17 protein-coding genes are annotated in these 16,543 nt (G+C 59.4%); 5 read left to right on the top strand and 12 right to left on the bottom strand.

Going from position 1 to position 16,543, the window contains the following annotated elements; genetic code table 11:
- Positions 1–271 precede the first annotated feature (271 nt).
- The 6 genes from ACLD9W_RS10020 to ACLD9W_RS09995 form a co-directional block, all read right to left on the bottom strand.
- Positions 272–619, bottom strand: a complete 348-nt coding sequence (locus ACLD9W_RS10020; RefSeq protein WP_410841888.1) for a hypothetical protein — start codon at positions 617–619, stop codon at positions 272–274.
- Between the two features lie 24 nt (positions 620–643).
- On the bottom strand, positions 644–1,645 hold the full coding sequence (gene holA / locus ACLD9W_RS10015; protein WP_410841887.1) for a DNA polymerase III subunit delta: 1,002 nt from the start codon (positions 1,643–1,645) through the stop codon (positions 644–646).
- A gap of 79 nt (positions 1,646–1,724) precedes the next feature.
- A complete protein-coding gene (gene lptE, locus ACLD9W_RS10010; RefSeq protein ID WP_410841886.1) occupies positions 1,725–2,192 on the bottom strand; it encodes an LPS assembly lipoprotein LptE in 468 nt (155 codons plus the stop codon).
- A gap of 292 nt (positions 2,193–2,484) precedes the next feature.
- Positions 2,485–3,075: an SMC-Scp complex subunit ScpB gene (gene scpB, locus ACLD9W_RS10005; RefSeq protein ID WP_410841885.1), complete on the bottom strand. Its 591-nt coding sequence runs from the start codon at positions 3,073–3,075 to the stop codon at positions 2,485–2,487.
- Positions 3,072–3,878 carry a DNA repair protein RecO gene (recO, locus tag ACLD9W_RS10000; protein WP_410841884.1) on the bottom strand — a complete coding sequence of 269 codons (807 nt, stop codon included), beginning with the start codon at positions 3,876–3,878 and terminating at the stop codon, positions 3,072–3,074. Before recO ends, scpB begins: the two co-directional genes overlap by 4 nt.
- 75 nt (positions 3,879–3,953) lie before the next feature.
- The gene (locus ACLD9W_RS09995; RefSeq protein ID WP_410841883.1) at positions 3,954–4,661 is read right to left on the bottom strand and encodes a hypothetical protein; all 708 of its coding nucleotides are present in this window, start codon (positions 4,659–4,661) and stop codon (positions 3,954–3,956) included.
- 67 nt (positions 4,662–4,728) lie between these two features.
- Between ACLD9W_RS09995 and ACLD9W_RS09990 the strand changes: the two genes are divergently transcribed.
- A complete protein-coding gene (locus ACLD9W_RS09990) occupies positions 4,729–4,977 on the top strand; it encodes an NGO1151 family protein (protein ID WP_036495453.1) in 249 nt (82 codons plus the stop codon).
- 60 nt (positions 4,978–5,037) lie between these two features.
- Complete coding sequence (locus ACLD9W_RS09985) at positions 5,038–5,844, top strand: basic amino acid ABC transporter substrate-binding protein (protein WP_410841882.1); 807 nt, start codon at positions 5,038–5,040, stop codon at positions 5,842–5,844.
- Positions 5,845–5,981: 137 nt separating this feature from the next.
- On the opposite strand, the gene ACLD9W_RS09980 is transcribed toward ACLD9W_RS09985, so the two are convergent.
- Positions 5,982–6,191 (bottom strand): hypothetical protein, encoded by a 210-nt coding sequence (locus tag ACLD9W_RS09980; protein WP_410841881.1) that lies wholly within the window; start codon positions 6,189–6,191, stop codon positions 5,982–5,984.
- 194 nt (positions 6,192–6,385) lie between these two features.
- Between ACLD9W_RS09980 and nrdG the strand changes: the two genes are divergently transcribed.
- Positions 6,386–6,949: an anaerobic ribonucleoside-triphosphate reductase activating protein gene (gene nrdG, locus ACLD9W_RS09975; RefSeq protein WP_410841880.1), complete on the top strand. Its 564-nt coding sequence runs from the start codon at positions 6,386–6,388 to the stop codon at positions 6,947–6,949.
- Between the two features lie 91 nt (positions 6,950–7,040).
- On the top strand, positions 7,041–8,822 hold the full coding sequence (gene nrdD, locus ACLD9W_RS09970) for an anaerobic ribonucleoside-triphosphate reductase (protein WP_410841879.1): 1,782 nt from the start codon (positions 7,041–7,043) through the stop codon (positions 8,820–8,822).
- A 236-nt stretch (positions 8,823–9,058) separates the two neighbouring features.
- Here the strand turns inward: nrdD and ACLD9W_RS09965 are convergent, their stop codons facing one another.
- The 5 genes from ACLD9W_RS09965 to ACLD9W_RS09945 all read right to left on the bottom strand — a co-directional run bounded on the left by ACLD9W_RS09965 (position 9,059) and on the right by ACLD9W_RS09945 (position 14,996).
- Positions 9,059–10,171 carry an ABC transporter permease gene (locus ACLD9W_RS09965; protein WP_410841878.1) on the bottom strand — a complete coding sequence of 371 codons (1,113 nt, stop codon included), beginning with the start codon at positions 10,169–10,171 and terminating at the stop codon, positions 9,059–9,061.
- A 51-nt stretch (positions 10,172–10,222) separates the two neighbouring features.
- On the bottom strand, positions 10,223–11,680 hold the full coding sequence (locus tag ACLD9W_RS09960) for a TrkH family potassium uptake protein (RefSeq protein ID WP_410841877.1): 1,458 nt from the start codon (positions 11,678–11,680) through the stop codon (positions 10,223–10,225).
- A 196-nt stretch (positions 11,681–11,876) separates the two neighbouring features.
- The gene (locus tag ACLD9W_RS09955; RefSeq protein WP_410841876.1) at positions 11,877–12,401 is read right to left on the bottom strand and encodes a hypothetical protein; all 525 of its coding nucleotides are present in this window, start codon (positions 12,399–12,401) and stop codon (positions 11,877–11,879) included.
- 167 nt (positions 12,402–12,568) lie between these two features.
- Positions 12,569–13,963 carry a Trk system potassium transporter TrkA gene (gene trkA, locus ACLD9W_RS09950; RefSeq protein ID WP_410841875.1) on the bottom strand — a complete coding sequence of 465 codons (1,395 nt, stop codon included), beginning with the start codon at positions 13,961–13,963 and terminating at the stop codon, positions 12,569–12,571.
- 160 nt (positions 13,964–14,123) lie between these two features.
- Positions 14,124–14,996: a YicC/YloC family endoribonuclease gene (locus ACLD9W_RS09945; protein ID WP_410841874.1), complete on the bottom strand. Its 873-nt coding sequence runs from the start codon at positions 14,994–14,996 to the stop codon at positions 14,124–14,126.
- A gap of 95 nt (positions 14,997–15,091) precedes the next feature.
- Here ACLD9W_RS09945 and rph point away from each other — a divergent pair, with 95 nt between their 5' ends.
- Positions 15,092–15,820 carry a ribonuclease PH gene (rph, locus tag ACLD9W_RS09940; RefSeq protein ID WP_410841873.1) on the top strand — a complete coding sequence of 243 codons (729 nt, stop codon included), beginning with the start codon at positions 15,092–15,094 and terminating at the stop codon, positions 15,818–15,820.
- The last annotated feature ends 723 nt before the right edge of the window (positions 15,821–16,543 follow it).

Genomic DNA, 16,543 nt, shown 5'->3' with positions numbered 1-16,543 from the left:
AAAATACCCGCCTGCCGCGTCAAAAATGCTCGCAAGGTGTCCAACCTTGCTGCGCTTTTTTCCTTGCATTCGGGCATTTTTTACTCAAAAAACCGTCTCGCAAGCTGAATGTCAACAGCCCCTAGGGCGTGTTGACAGTGGCGTTTTGGGCAAACATACTCGCCTGCCGCATCAAAAATGCCCGCAAGGTGTCCAAGCTTGCTGTGTTTTTTCCTTGCATTCGGGCGTTTTGACTTAAAAAACCGTCTTGCAAGTTGAATGTCAACGGCCCCTAGCCGCAATAAACATTGTCCTGCGACAGGATAAAGGCGCCGCCGAGGGCGGCCATCCGTTCTTTGACAAAACGGTATTTCGCTTCTTTGTCGGCGTTTGTGCCTTCGATAAAGGAAAAGTCGGTGATGCTGCGGATATTCGGGTTGTTGACGGCCAAATCCCCATCGGGATCGGCATTGCTTTTGATGGTGAGACGGTCGCACAGTCCGCCCCGACAGACAAAATAAACGCCGAAATAGGCGCTGTCGCGTTCGTCAAAACCGATGTCGAAGCACTCCTCCAGCGCGGCGGCGGCCTGCTCTTTGCTTAGGCGGGACAGGTATTGCAGGAAAAACTGTTGCTCCATGTTCGGATTCCTTATCCATCGGCTTTACGCGGCTAAAGCGCAAACCGTCTGGCGGAAGGCCGCCCAGGCGTCACCCGTTTCCGCGCCTTTGATGATGCGGTCGGTGCGGGCGCATTCCTGCAAGGCGGCGATGAGGCGGGTGATGCCGATGCGGCGGGCGGCCTGCGGCGCGAGGGTTTGCTTGTCGCCCCACAGGCGCAGGCTGCTGCGTACGGACTGGACGCTCTGCCCCTGTTTCAGGGCGGCGGTGAGGCGGATGAGGGTGCGGATGTCTTCGGCCAGCGCCCACAGCAGCAAAACGGGTTCTTCGCCTTCGGCTGCCAAACCTTCGAGCAGCCTGACGGTGCGCGCGGCGTCGCCGCCCATCCATGCGGCCGACAGTTGGAACACGTCGAAACGGGCGACGTTGGCCACGGCCTGTTCCGCTTCGGCCATTCCGACGGTGTGTCCCGGCGGATAGAGCAGGGCGAGTTTGTCGATTTCCTGTTTGGCGGCCAAGAGGTTGCCTTCGACGCGTTCGGCGAACAGGGCGAGGGCGTCGGCTTCGATGTCGAGATTTTGCGCTTTCAGACGGCCTCTGATCCATGCGGGCAGGGCATGGACGGACACGGCTTTGGCTTCGTAGACGCTGCCGTGTTTGGCGAGGGCGGCAAACCATTTGGCCTGCGTCTGCGCTTTTTCCAACTTGGGCAGCAGAACGAGGGTAACGGTGTCTGCGGGCAGGTTTTCCGCCAGCTTTTGCAGGGCGTCGCCGCCGGCTTTGCCCGGTTTGCCGTTCGGAATGTGGATTTCCAGCAGTTTCAAATCGGCGAAGAGACCGATGCTGTTGGCGGATGACAGGATTTCGTCCCAGTCGGCGGCGGTTTCCGGCGTGTATGACTCGCGGTTGAGATAGCCCTGTTTTTTCGCGGCGGCGCGCAGGGTGTCGAGGGCTTCGACGCGCAGCAGGTCTTCTTCGCCGTGGATAACGCAGAGGGGCGGCAGGGGGGTGTCGGGGGTGAGGGTTTCGATGTTTTGTACGGGCATGGCGCAAATCGGATGTGCTTTCAGACGGCCTCCGAAGGCAGAAGGCCGTCTGAAAAACGGGAAAAACGGAAAACGGCGCTCAGCGGGGCAGGAAGGAGAGGCGGCGGACGATCTGCTGCGCCGCGTCTTCGGCCATTTCGCTGCGGATCATGGTTTCCTCTTCCTGTTTGCCCAGTACTTCGCTGTCGGCATATTCGAGGGTGCGGCGCACTTCCACCACGATGGGCGAGCCTTCGGCCTTGCCGTTGCGGTAAACCTGTGCCTGCGCTTTGAGTGCCAGGCGGTATTCGCTGACGAGGGCGGCACGGGTGATGGTGAGCACGTCTTTCTGTGTTTCGACGTTTTCCACTTTCAACACGGCCTGCGCCGCGGCAGCAGGGGCGGGTGTGCCGTCGGCGCGGCGCAGGGCGTTTTCCAGCGGGCGTTGCAGCTCTGCGCCTTCGATGTGCCAGGTTTGGTAGGGCAGGCGGTCGTAGGCTTGCGTGCCTTTGAGGTGGAAGCCGCAGGCGGCGGGAAGCAGGGCGGCGGCGAGCAGGAGTTTTTTCATCGTTGTTCCTCGGCGGCGGCACAAAGGCCGTCTGAAAGCGGAGGCCGTCTGAAAACAGGCGGCGTTGCGGTATGCGGGTATGGCGGCGGGAGGCCGTTGCCGCCTATGCGGGATGGGGTTTCTGAAAAGCGGACGGGGTTTGCGGGTCGGGCGCAGCAGCCGTTTCAGACGGCCTGCGGCGCAAGGGCGGCATTCTACCGCAGAATGCGGCGGGCGGCAGAGGCCGTTCCCGCCTGCGGAATGGCGTTTCTGAAAGCGAAATTAAAACGGAGGCGGACAGGGAAAAGCGGTTTCAGGCGTCTTCCGTTTCTTCTTCCGCACCGTTATCCGCACCGGCCGCCTGCGGCAGTTCGGGCAGAACGAGTTCGCCCAGCTCGGTGAGCGGCGGGAGCTGTTCGAGGGAATCGAGCTGCAAGTCGGCGAGGAAGGCGGGCGTGGTTGCCCACAGGACGGGGCGGCCGACGGTGTCGCGGTGGCCGATGGTTTCTATCCAGCCGCGGTCGAGCAGGGTCTGCATCACGTTTTGCGAAACGGCAACGCCGCGTATGCCTTCGATGTCGCCGCGCGTGACGGGCTGCTGGTAGGCGATGATGGCCAGGGTTTCCATCACGGCGCGGGAGTAGCGCGGGCTGCGCGTTTCCTGCAAGGCGCCCAGTCGCGCGTAGGCGGCGGGGGCGATTTGGAAGCGCCAGCCCTCGCCGCTGTGGACCAGTTGCAGGGCGCGGTTTTGCCAGCGGGCTTTGAGGCTGCCGAGCACGTCGATGAGTTTGTCCTGCGACAGGGGCGGGTCGCACAGTTGGCGCAGGGTTTTTTCGCCGAGTGGTTCGGACTGGGTGAGCAGGGCGGCTTCGATGAGGGCGTCGGGCGGGAGGGTGTCGGTCATGGCTGTGTGTCGGTGTCGGCGGTTTTTTCAGACGGCCTTTCGGGCTGCGGGAGGCCGTCTGAAAAGGCGGTTTGGAAGGTTTGCAGCTGTTGCAGGACGCGGCGCGACTGTATGCCTTCGGGCAGGCGGAAGTCGAGCAGCAGACGGGTGATTTTCAGCGCCTGCTGCTGTGCGGCGCCGCTGTCGAACACGCCTTCGCGCAGCTGCAACAGGGCGCTGCCCGCGGCGGTGACGGCGGTTTTACCGTCGGCGCGGGTGTCGGGCGGAATGGGCTGCGGCGGCTGTTCGGGTTCGATAAGGTAGTGCGCCTGTGCGCTGACGGGCTTGCCGCCGATGTCGTATTCGAGATCGGGCGCGTAGCCCAGTTCGCTTAAAAGCTGCCACTCGAAGCGGCGCAGGGCGGCTGTGTGGACGGCTTGGGTGCAGACGGCGGCAAGGGCTTCGTCGAGGGCGTCGTAGAGGCGCGGGTGCGGGTCTTCGCGGGCGGTGAGTTTGAGGACGAGTTCGTTGAGGTAGAGGCCGCTGAACAGGGCGCGCCCCTGCGGCTGCGGGCGGCCGCCCAGCCATTCGGCGCGGTGCAGGGTTTTGAGTTCGGCGCTGCCGTACCACGATACGCTGACGGGCACGAAGGGAACGAGCACGCCGCGCAGTTCGCTCTGGCGTTTGCGCGCGCTGCGGGCAATCAGGGCGACGCGGCCGTAGCGGCGGCTGTACATTTCGAGCCGCAGGCTGCTTTCGCGCCACGGCGCGGCGGAGAGCAGGAAGGCGGGTTCGTGGTTGATGCGGCTGTTTTTGTCGGACATGGCGGGGAATGCGAGAGGCCGTCTGAAAAAGCGCTGCCGGTTTGGGCGGGCGCTTTTTCAGACGGCCTTTGCCGTTTATTTTTTGCTGTATTTGACGTCGTATTTCAATTCGGTCAGCACGTTTTTCAGGTTGTAGTCGAGGATGTCTTTCACCAAATCGGGCATTTCGCTCTGCACGGCCTGATAAAGCTGCTGGTTGAGGTTGGCGGCCTGGCGGGTGATGGCGGTGCGTACCAGGCCGTTGACGGCGTCAGTCAGGTGCGGCATCAGGCGGTGCAGCAGGCGCTCCACCAGCTCCTGTTCCGAAAGGCAGAACACGGGGCGGGAAGCGGGCACGCCCTGCGGGTCGAGCACGTTGACGCTGACAGGGATGTCCTGCGGGCTGAACGCGGCGGCAGCCTCGCCGTCTTTTTCGCCCTCCGTACCGCTTTGCGCCTGCGGCGCGGCATGGTGTTTCGGGGTGAACCAGACGGTTTGTTTGTCGAGCACGTTTTGCGCTTTGACATTGCCTTGCAGGGCGTTTTGCGCGTTCAGCCAGTCTTCTTCGAGCAGCACGGTGGCATCGGTTTCCGTCAGCTCGCCCGCCAGCGCGGCGTTGTGGCGGTTTTGCCAGTTTTTCAGATAGTTTTGCAAGATTTGCTTTTTGTATTCGGCATGCGCGCGGTGGTTTTTCGGCGCGGCCTCCGGCTCAGGCGCGGCAGCTTCGCCGACAGGGGCAATCTTGCCGCGTCTGGCGCGCATTTGCTCCAGTTTTCTTTCCCATTCGGGCTGATTGTTCGACATGGTTATCTTCGGCGGTACAGCTTATAATGTGCGCCATTTTAACAGAAAACCGCGAAAGGTTCGGACGATGGCAGACATCGAACAGCGTTTGGAATATTTGGAAGAAGCCAACGAGGCGCTGCGTATGCAGAACCGCGTTTTGGCCGTGGCCTTCAAAGGTCTGCTGCGCGGCCTGCCGGCGGAAACGGCGCAAAACGTGGTCGAATCCGTGCAGCTTGCCTTTGAAGACGAACTCGACCGCCTGGCCTACGAAGACAGCCCGCATGTGGATTTGTTCCACGATGTGACTTATGCCTTTTTCCGTGAAAAAGAGTAAATTCGTGATAAACTCGCGCCCTAATCAGAAAACGACCGAAAAATCGAAAGGAACCGGATTATGAAACCCGCAAAAACCAAACTTTTCGCAGCCGCGCTGGCCTGCGCGGCTCTGCTGGTCGGCTGCGGCGGCAGCCAGACTCAAGACCAAAGCCAGGCCTCCGCCACCGCAGGCGGGCAGGATGCCGGCAAAGTCTACCGCGTTGCTACCAACGCCGAATTTGCCCCGTTTGAGTTTATGGACAGCAGCAACAACATCCAAGGCTTCGACATCGACCTGATGAACGCCATGGCCAAAGAAGGCGGCTTTAAAGTCGAATACAAACACCAGCCGTGGGACAGCCTGTTTGCCGCGCTGGGCAACGGCGACGTGGACATCCTTGCCTCCGCCGTCACCATCACCGACGAGCGCAAGCAGGCGATGGATTTCTCCGATCCTTATTACAAAATCACCCAAGTGATTCTTGTGCCGCAGGGCAAAAACATCAAATCGGCGGAAGATTTGAAAAACGTCAATAAAGTCGGCGTGGTAACCGGCAACACAGGCGATTTGGCCGCAGGCAAAATTCTCGGCGCCGACAGCAGCAAAATCGCCCGTTTCGAGAACATTACCCTCGTTACCAAAGAGCTGGAAAACGGCGGCCTCGATGCCGTGATCAGCGACAGCGCGGTGGTTGCCAACTATGTGAAAAACAATGAAAGCAAAGGCTTCACCATGGTGTCCGTGCCCGATTTCGACGAAGAAAACTACGGTTTCGCCGTGCGCAAGGGCGATACGCAGACCCAAGCCATGCTGAACGATGCATTGAAAAAAGTGCGCGAATCGGGCGAATACGATCGGATTTCCGCCAAATACTTCGCCAAATAAACGGGTTTTTCAAACATCAAACAGGCCGGATGCGACGCATTCCGGCCTTTTTTCCATGCGGTGGATACGGCTTCGGAAAGCTGTGAGGCCGTCTGAAACCTTTCAGACGGCCTCAGTCTTTTTGCATTCTGTCGGTCTCAACGCCCGAACAGCTCCGCCACCATCTTTGCTTCTTCTTCCGTATAACCCGTGCCGTTGAGTTTGGCGGCAAGGGCGAACTCCCCGCTCAAACCCTTTTCGGCGCAGGTTTCCTGCCAAGCACGCAAGCGTTCCTTATCATCGGCCTTGTTTTCCAGACGGCCTATCGCGCGTGCGGCCTGCGCCGCCTGTTCTGTTTTTTTGTCCATATCTGTTTTCCGTGTCATTCGGATGCGCCGACACCACTTTCAGACGGCCGCAAACTCTTTATCAATAAAAATAAGCAAATTATAAAATTTACAATCGCTATGGTTGCACCTGCCGATGATGCTGACTAGAATACTACATATAGTATTCAAATAAGCAAATTCATACTATATATAGTATTTTAAGGACAACCGTTATGCAGACCCTGAAATTCACCATCGAGCAGATTGTCTGGCAGGAAGTGCCGGGCGAAGTGTCACTGGCGTTTTTGTTTTCAGGCTGCCAGCTGCGCTGCAAGGGCTGCCATAGCGCGGATACTTGGAAAGTGGGCTTGGGGCAGGAATTGACTGTTGAATACCTTAAAGGCCGTCTGCAACGCTATGCGGGCTTGATCAGCTGCGTGTTGTTTATGGGCGGCGAATGGGTGCACGAGGAGCTGGAAAAAATGCTGCAAACCGTGGCGGCGGCGGGCTTGAAAAGCTGCTTGTACACCGGCTTGGAGCGCGAGGAGCTGGAAACGGTTTCAGACGGCATCATCCCGCTTTTGACCTATCTGAAAACCGGCCGCTGGGTGATGGAATTGGGCGGACTCGACAGCCCGGCAACCAACCAGAAATTTACCGATTTGCGCACGGGTGAGGTGATCAACCATTTGTTCGTAAAAGACAAACCCGCGCCAAAAGTGATTCCGATTGCCGCCCCCGCGGCGGCGGCGGCAGGCTTGGCGGAGAACCGCGAAGCCCTTCTTCAGACGGCCTGAACCGTCTGTTTTCCCCCGTTTTCAGGCTGCCGTCTGAAACCCGCAAAGGCAGCCTGAAAACCATTCCAACCCAACTTTAGGAGGATTTAACATGATTCGGCTGCATCCCGAACAGTTAAACGGCAAACTGCAGTTCATGCACGACTATATTTCCGCGCACAACGCGGCCGACGGCTCGAAGATGGACGCCAACGCCAACGTCACGCAGAAAAACATCGCCACGATGGAAGCGGAAATCATGAAAGACTTTTTCGTGCAGATGAACCGCGCCCAAGTGTCGCGCAAAATCGCCGAGATTTTCGACGAAGACACCGCACGTGAATACATCCGCCAAATCGAGGCGCACGAAATCTATGTGCACGACGAAACCAGCCTGAAACCCTATTGCGTGTCGGTAACGCTGTATCCGTTTTTGCTCGACGGCTTAACCAAGCTCGGCGGCGAATCGAAAGCGCCCAAGCATCTGGCGTCGTTCTGCGGCTCGTTTATCAATCTCGTGTTTGCCATCAGCGCCCAGTTTGCCGGCGCGGTGGCCACCGTGGAATTTCTCACTTATTTCGACTACTTCGCCCGCAAAGACTACGGCGACAACTATCTCGAAACCCACGCCGCCGAAGTCGCCAACCATCTGCAACAGGTTGTTTACAGCATCAACCAGCCCGCCGCCGCACGCGGTTACCAGAGCGTGTTTTGGAATATTTCGGTGTACGACCAATACTATTTTGAAGCCATGTTCGGCGATTTCGTCTTCCCCGATTTTGAAAAACCGGTGTGGGAAAGCGTGGCCAAGCTGCAAAACTTCTTCCTGAAATGGTTTAACCAAGAGCGCACCAAAGCCGTATTGACCTTCCCCGTCGTAACCGCCGCCATGCTCACCGACGGCGGCAAGTGCAAAGACGGCGTGTTTGCCGACCAAATGGCTAAGGAATTGTCCGAGGGCAACTCGTTTTTCGTGTATTTGTCGGACAACCCCGACTCGCTCGCGTCCTGCTGCCGCCTGCGCAACGCCATCGAAGACCGCACCTTCAGCTACACGCTCGGCGCGGGCGGCGTGGCCACCGGTTCGATTAACGTGATTACCATCAATATGAACCGCTTGGAACAAGACGGCCGCGATTTGGCCGCCGAAGTCGCCAAAATCCATAAATACCAATACGCCTACCGCAAGCTGATGGAAGAGTACCAGGCCGCCGGCATGCTGCCCGTGTACGACGCAGGCTTTATCACGCTGGACAAACAGTTCCTGACCATCGGCATCAACGGCATGGCCGAAGCCGCCGAAGCCAACGGCATCACCGTCGGCTACAACGACGACTACATCCAATTCGTGCAAGGCCGTCTGAAAGTGATTTTCGACGCCAACCAGGCCGCCAGCCGCCACTACGGCGTGAAATTCAACACCGAATTCGTGCCCGCCGAAAACCTCGGCGTGAAAAACGCCAAATGGGACAAAGCCGACGGCTACAAAGTCAGCCGCGACTGCTACAACTCCTATTTCTACGTGGTGGAAGACGAGCAAATCAACGCGCTCGACAAATTCCTGCTGCACGGCAAAGAGCTGGTGGACTGGCTCGACGGCGGCTCGGCGCTGCACCTGAATCTCGACGAAGCCCTGCCCGAAGCCGGCTACCGCTCGTTGCTCGACATTGCCGCACGCACCGGCTGCAACTACTTCTGCGTCAACGTGCGCATCACCATCTGCAACGACTGCGGCCATATCGACAAACGCACCCTGCAAGCCTGCAGCGGCTGCGGCTCGCACGACATCGACTACGGCACCCGCGTCATCGGTTATCTCAAACGCGTTTCCGCTTTCAGCAGCGGCCGGCGCAAAGAGCACGCGCTGAGGCATTACCACCGCGAAGCCGCTTAGACACATAATGCAGGCAAAAGGCCGTCTGAAAATCCAAAACACGGGTTTTCAGACGGCTTTTTTGCCCCCGACGGAGCGGGCGGGTAAGACGGCAGGTTTTGGGACGGTTTTATAAAGCTTGCAGGCCGGTTAGACGGCCTTTTGCCTTTTGGCGGCCGTCTGAAAAAGCGCGGGAGCAGATTTCAGACGGCCTTTCTTTCAGGCTGCGAATGTTTCCGAAAAAACGGCGGACGGGGTCAGCCCTGCTGTTCCAGCATTTTGCGGAAACGCAGCAGCGCCAGGACGAGGAAGGCGGTACCGATCAGCGCCATCACCAGCATCTGGCTCCACACGGTTTCGATGCCCGCACCACGAAAAACAATGTTTTGCGAGAATTTCATAAACTGGGTGAGCGGCCAGTATTCGCTGGCGATTTGCGCCGCGCGGGGCATATTGTCGCGCGGCGACGAGCCGCCCGCAAAAAGGTTCATCACGATGTAGACGGGCAGAATCAGCATGCCGAACTGTCCCATGGTCGGGGCGAAGGTGGAAATCATGATGCCCAGGGCGGCGGCGGAAAACATAAAAAGCGCCATGCCCGCCGCGTAGAGCAGGAGCGAGCCCTGTATCGGCACGCCGATACCCAAATGGACGACAAACCACAGCGAGCCGAGGGCGGCAAGCATAATCACCGCGCCGTTGGCGAAGATTTTGCCCATCATCAGCTCGAAAGCGGTAACGGGCATCACCAGCAGATGCTCGATGGTGCCGCGCTCACGCTCGCGGATCACGGCAGCGCCCGCCAAAAGCATCAGCATCATCAGCGCCATCGTGCCGATTTGCGAGGTGGGCATAAACCACGAGCTTTCGCCATTGGGATTGAATTCGGCGGTGATAACGGGTTTGACGATTACCGGCAGTTCGCGTCCGGCAAAGGCGTTGGTTTCGCGGCTGAAAATCTGCGACAGATAGGATGCGCCGACGCCCGCCTGCGTGACGGCAGTGGCGTCGATAAGGAGCTGCACGGACGGGCTGCGCTCCAAGAGCACGTCGCGTTCGAAATGCGGCGGGATTTCGAGGATGAAGGTGTATTCGCCCTTGTCCATCGCTTCGGCGGAGTCTTCGCGCCGCACGTCGCGCACGGTTTTGAAATAGGGCGGCTGCACGGCGTCGCGGATGCGCATCGACAGCGCGGAGCGGTCGAGGTCGATGATGGCGATGGAGGCGTTTTTCACATCGGTGCTCACCTGCGCCATCTGGTAGATGGTGGCGGTGAAGATGTAGACGATGAGCAGCATCAGCACGGGGTCGGTGAGGACGCTGCGGAATTCTTTCAGCGTCAGGGTAAGGATGTTTTTCAGGGTGCGCACGGTTTTCTCCCTTTCAGACGGCCTTTTGCCGAAACTCCGTTTTCAGACGGCCTATTTGCGCCAGTAGTCGGGTGTGAACAGGATGAACACGGTGAAGATTTCCAGCCGCCCCAAGAGCATCACGGCGCAGCAGATCCATTTTTGCAGGTCGCTGAGGGCGGCATAGTTGTAGGCCGGACCGACGGTGCCTAAGCCGGGGCCTGCGTTGGTGATGCAGGCGATGGCGGCGGAGAGGGCGGTCACCAAATCCATGCCGCTTGCCATCAGGCCGAGGGTGGCGGCGACGATGGTCATGAAATAAACGAAGATAAAGGCCATCACGGCCATCGCCGTGCGGTCGGACACGGAGCGCTTGTTGAGTTTGACGGTGCGCACGGCGTTGGGGTGCAGCAGCAGCGACACTTCGCGCAGGCTAAATTTGGCAAGGACGAGGGCGCGGGCAAGTTTGATGCCGCCGCCCATTGAGCCGGTGTTGGCCAGCACGTTGGCGAGAAAAAACATCCACAGGGTGACAAACAGCGGCCACACGGCAAAATCGGTGTTGGCAAAGCCGCTCGCCAGGCCGGTGGAGATAAAGTTGAAGCCGACGTAGCGCAGCGCTTCGGGCAGGGAATAGAAGCCTTTGTACCACATATACAGGCTGGCGGCGACGATGCTGGCGGCCAGCACGACGAGCATGATGCGCGATTCTTCGTCGCGCCAGTAGGGGCGGGGAGATTTTTCCTGTGCTACGGCGAAGTGGTTGGCGAAATTGATGGCGCCCAGCACGGTGGCGGCGGCGATAACGGCTTCGATGGCGGGCGATTTGTAGAAGGCGATGCTGGCGTCGTGGGTGGAGAAACCGCCCAGCGAAAAGGTCGACATGGCGTGGCAGACGGCGTCGAACCAGCCCATGCCCGCCCATTTGAGGGCGGCGCAGGTGAGCAGGGTGAAGGCGAGGTAGACCAGCCACAGGCGTTTGGCCGTCTGCGAGATACGCGGCGCCATTTTGCTGTCTTTGTCGATGCCGGGGATTTCGGCTTTGAACAGCTGCGTGCCGCCGACGCCGAGCATGGGCAGGATGGCGACGGCCAGCACGATGATGCCCATGCCGCCGAACCAGTTCATCATGTGCCGCCAGAAGTTGAGCGATGGGGCGAGGGTGTCGAGGCTGGGGATAACGGTGGCGCCGGTGGTGGTGAGGCCGCTCATGGCTTCGAAAAAGGCGTCGGTGTAGCTGGCCTTGGGGAAATAGAAGTAGAAGGGCAGGGCGGAGACGGCGGCAAAGCCGAGCCAGAGCAGGAAGACGAGGGTGAAGCCGTCGCGCGGGCGCAGTTCTCGGTGGTGCTTGCGCGTCGACGCCCACACGGCCACCGAGCCGGACAGCGTTACCAGCGAGGTGCTGGCAAAGGCGAGGAAGGCGGAGTCGTGGTAGAGGTAGGACACCAGCGTCGGAATCAGCAGCAGCAGCGCGTAGAGCGCGGCAAGCTTGGAGAGGACGTGGACAATCGGGGCGATTTTGTAATACATGGTGTTTGTGTTGCCGTTTTGTTGTTGGCCGCGCGGCAGCGGCGTTTTGGAAGCGGTATTTCGGTTTTCAGACGGCCTTTTGCGGCTTGTAGGCCGTCTGAAAAGGGGTTTGCGGCGTGGCGGGGAACGTGTGCGCCGCCTTGGGTCGGTACACCCTACCGGTTTGCCGCCTTTGGTTTTGGCTTTTCAGACGGCCTCAATAAACATAAAGCCTGCCCGATGCCCAGCCGCAGGGCAGGTGTCCGGTGTTGAGAACGGCGGGCAGGTCGAGATGGAGGGAAACGGCCGCCCCGCTTTTCGTGTGTTCTGCGGCCGCGTATTCCAAGAATGCACCCAAAACGATGGCATAGAGGGCGTCGCAGATGTCCTGTGTTTTCAGTTTGCAGCGTTTGGCCGCCGCTTCCCACTGCGGCCTGCGGGCATGGAAAAACGCGGCGGCGGCCGGGTCGAGGCGGTTGGCCTGTGCGCCGAGCACGGCCGGCACTTCGTTTTGCGCTTCACGCTGCACACCTTCCCACAATTCGTCGTCCAGCCATTTTCCGGCTTCGGACAAGGTGTCTGCCCGCACGCAGTCAAACGGAGCGAAGGCGGCGGCATCTGTGTCAAACGGCAGGCCGACCTGTGTCAGCCAGCAACCGGTATCCGGCATTTTGTCGGCGGCGAAACGGTCAAAAAGCGCGGCGGCCTGCGGTTCGGGGCGGATGGGTTTGAGCGGTTTCATAAACGGAAATCTTTGTGTCCGGCGGTTTGAGGCCGTCTGAAAACGGGCTTGGGGAGGCGTTGTTCTTACTGTGCTGTGTGTGATGCGGCGGAAACCGCGTGCGCGGCTGCGCCGCACACCTTGTTTGTTGGTTTTTAACTTCGTTGAAGCTACGCTTTCAGACGGCCTCAGCCGAAGAAGCCGACTTTCACCTGTATCAGTTTTTCCAACTCGTGTAGGACGCGGCGGCGGGAGACGAAGAAGATAAGGTGGTCGCCGTCCTGCATTTTGATGTTGTCTTTGTGCCCCATCACCACTTCGTCGCCGCGCACGAGGCCGGCGATGTGGCAGCCGGGCGGCCATTTGATGTCGGACACGCGGCGGCCGACGAGGGCGGAGGTGTCTTTCGTGCCGTGGACGACGACTTCAATGGCTTCGGCGTGGCCGCGCCGCAGGGGGTGCACTGCCGCCACGTCGCCCGGGCGGATGTGGGTGAGGATGTTGCCGATGGTGATCATGTGCGGCGAAACGACGATGTCGATCTGGTTGCCTTCGAGCAGGTCGACGTAGCGCGAGCGGTTGATGATGGTAATGACGCGGCGGGCACCGAGGTCTTTGGCCAAGAGGCTGGCCATGATGTTGTTTTCGTCGTCGTTGGTGAGGGCGAGGAAGACGTCGATTTCGTCGATGTATTCGTGCGAGAGCAGGTTTTCGTCGGTGGCCGAGCCCTGCAGCACGAGGCTGGTGTCGAGGTGTTCGGCCAGCCATTCGGCGCGCTGCGGGTTGTGTTCGATGATTTTGATGTCGTAGGTTTTTTCGATTTGTTTGGCCAAGCGGTAGCCGATGTTGCCGCCGCCGGCGATCATCACGCGGCGGGTGCGTTGTTCGAGCGGGCGCAATTCGCGCATCACGGTTTTGACGTGGCGGCTGTCGGCGATGAAAAACACTTCGTCGCCTTCGATAACGACGGTTTCGGCGGTGGGGACGATGAGGCGGTTGTTGCGGTAGATGGCGCAGATTTGGCAGTCCACGTCTTCGGGCAGGTGTTCGCCGATGGTGGCGATGGGGCGGTTGACGAGCAGGCCGCCGTTGTGCGCCTGCACCACGGCCATGCGGGCTTTGTCGTCGGCAAAACGCAATACCTGCAAGGCGCTGGTGTAGCTCAAGAGGGAAGACAGGCGTTCGGTCACGAGCTGTTCGGGGTGGATGGAGTCGGTAACGGCGAAGGCGTCGAGCACGCTGTTGTCTTCGTCGCCGCCGTATTCGAGGTAGTCGGCCAAGCGCACGCGGGCGATGCGGTTGGGGATGTTGAAGAGATCGGCGGCGATGCGGCAGGCGGTGAGGTTGGTTTCGTCGTGCCGCGTCAGCGCCAGCAGCATGTCGCTGTCGCCCGCGCCCGCTGCTTCCAGCAGGCTGGGCGAAGCGCCGTTGCCGACGATGGTCTGCACGTCCAGCTGCGTGCCGATGCGGCGCAGGGCGTTTTCGTCGGTGTCGATGATGGTGACGTCGTTGTTGGGCATGGCGGCGAGGTTCTGTGCAATGGTCGAGCCGACTTGGCCGCTGCCGAGGATAAGGATTTTCACGTTGTCTGCCAGTTTGCGGGAAAGGCGGCATTTTAAACCAAATCCCGCGCCGACACCCGCGCGCAATGCCGTAAAACGTTTCGGCTTTGCCAAAGCTGCGCTTTCAGACGGCCTCTTATATGGAGGCCGTCTGAAAACGGGTTTAGGCCGTCTGAAACGGCTATTCGATATTCTGCACCTGTTCGCGCATCTGCTCGATCAGCACTTTCAGCTCCACCGAAGCCTGCGTGCATTCGGCGGCTATCGCCTTGCTGCCGAGGGTGTTGGCCTCGCGGTTGAGTTCCTGCATCAGAAAATCCAGCCGCTTGCCGATGCTGCCTTTGGCTTCGGTAACGATGCGGCGCACTTCGCCGATATGCGTTTTCAGACGGCTGAATTCTTCGTCCACATCCGCCTTCTGCATAAAGAGGGCGAATTCCTGTTTCAAACGGTCTTCGTCGATATTGGCCACCGCCTCCGCCAGCCGCGCGCGGGCTTTGTCCAAATGCGCCTGCACCAGGGCAGGAAACTGCCCCGCCAGCGCATCGACGATGCCGTCTATCGCCGAAAGCCGCTCCAAAATATGCGCTTTGAGCTTTTCGCCCTCACGCGCACGGGCGGCGGAGAACTCGGCCAGCGCGTCGTCCAACAGCGACTGCACGGCCAGAACAAAGGTTTCTTCGTCTTCCGACTGCGCCGCCAGCACGCCGGGGAAGTGCAGAATGTCGGCCACCGTCAGCTTGCCCAAACCGCCGAACTCACCGCGCCATTTGTCGTTCAACGCCGCCAATTCGGCCGCCAGCGCATGGTTGACCGACAAAGCCGCCGCGCCCGCCGCGGCCGTCTGAACCTGAATGCGGCACTCGATTTTGCCGCGCGCAGCCGCCGTCGCGATTTTCTCGCGCAGGCTGCCTTCCAAATGGCGCAGATCGTCGGGCATTTTGAACTGCACGTCGAGATAGCGGTGGTTCACCGCGCGGATGTCGAGATTGATGCGCTTGCTGCCGCATTCGCCGGCGGCGTTGGCAAAGCCCGTCATGCTGTGGATGGTCATGTTTTTACTCCGTTTCGTTAAAGACGAGTGAAATCGGGCGGCAATATAGCACATTTGCCCGTGCTATAATTTGCATTTTTTAACAGAGGGAAACCATGCAAACCTATGCCCGCACCGGCCGCGCCGCCGACGAACTGCGTCCCCTGCGCATCACCCCAAACTTTCTCCCGCACGCCGACGGCTCGGCGCTGATCGAATGCGGCAGCACCCGCGTTATCTGCACCGCCAGCATCGACGAAAACGTGCCGCCTTTTCTGCGCGGCAAAGGCCAAGGCTGGGTTACCGCCGAATACGGCATGCTGCCCGCCTCCACCGCCTCGCGCATGCGCCGCGAAGCCGCCGCGGGCAAACAGAGCGGCCGCACGCAGGAAATCCAACGCCTGATCGGCCGCTCGCTGCGCGCCGCCGCCGACATGGAAAAACTCGGCGAGCGGCAGATTCTGATCGACTGCGACGTGATTCAGGCCGACGGCGGCACGCGTACCGCCTCCATCACCGGCGCATACGTCGCCCTCGAGCTGGCCGTGCGCAAGCTGCTTTCAGACGGCCGCATCGGCGAAAACCCGCTGGTATCGCAAATCGCCGCTGTGTCTGCTGGCATCGTCGGCGGCGTGCCGCTTTTGGATTTGGACTATCCCGAAGACTCCGGTTGCGACAGCGACGTCAACATCGTGATGAACGCCGACGGCGGCATCATCGAAATCCAAGGCACAGCCGAGGGCGCGGCTTTCTCGTTTGACGAGCTGGCCGAACTCGTGCGCCTGGCGCAAAAAGGCATAGTCACACTAGCCGCCGAGCAGAACCGGGCACTGGCGGCCGTCTGAAAACAACGCTTCGGCAAAGTTATAGTGAGCCAAAATAGAAAAGATACAAGGCAGCAAGCCGCAGACAGTATGGGTAATACGGGGCTGGTTTTCTTGGCATTTTCAATGCCGTAGAAAACCGCCCTCTTCGAGTTAAGGCGCAGCAACGCCGTAGATTTTTTATTTTGGCTCACTGGAGTTGACTATAACGATGTATGGAATTATGGAAAGACGTTTTGCAAATACAAACGAGGTTTTTACGAATTGGAGTGCGAACAGCCGAAATAATCCTAACAACCTATTGAATTGATTAAAAAAATAAAGGCCGTCTGAAAGCTGGATTCCAGGTTTTCAGACGGCCTTTTAGGACAAGGGCGGCTGTATAGGACGATAGGCTGTGTTGCGTAACGCACCGCCTGTAATGTCTACCGCCAGCCCAAATCTCCAATCAAATTTTCAGACGGCCTTTTGTCTGCCGCACGCAGACTTGGCAAGCGCCCGAATCCGCGTACGTTGCCGCGCGATCCTGCCGCCGCATCCGAGGCCGTCTGAAAACGGGGCGTAAGTAACAAATTTACTGCCCAAAACCCCCGCAAGCCTTATGCTACAAGACTTTAAGCGGAGTCAAAACCTTTGAACACAAAAATGCCCTTTTTGCGGCTCAAAACAGGTCAAAAAGAATGGTAAGCATCAAGGTCGCCAACGATACAAATGCAAATGTTGTAACAAGTATTTCAACGGCGG

The sequence above is a fragment of the Neisseria sp. WLZKY-1 genome, assembly GCF_046546535.1.
In the GTDB taxonomy this organism is placed as follows: Bacteria; Pseudomonadota; Gammaproteobacteria; order Burkholderiales; family Neisseriaceae; genus Neisseria.
Note: the sequence above shows the minus strand (reverse complement) of the source record. Positions and strands in the feature narration are given on the sequence as shown.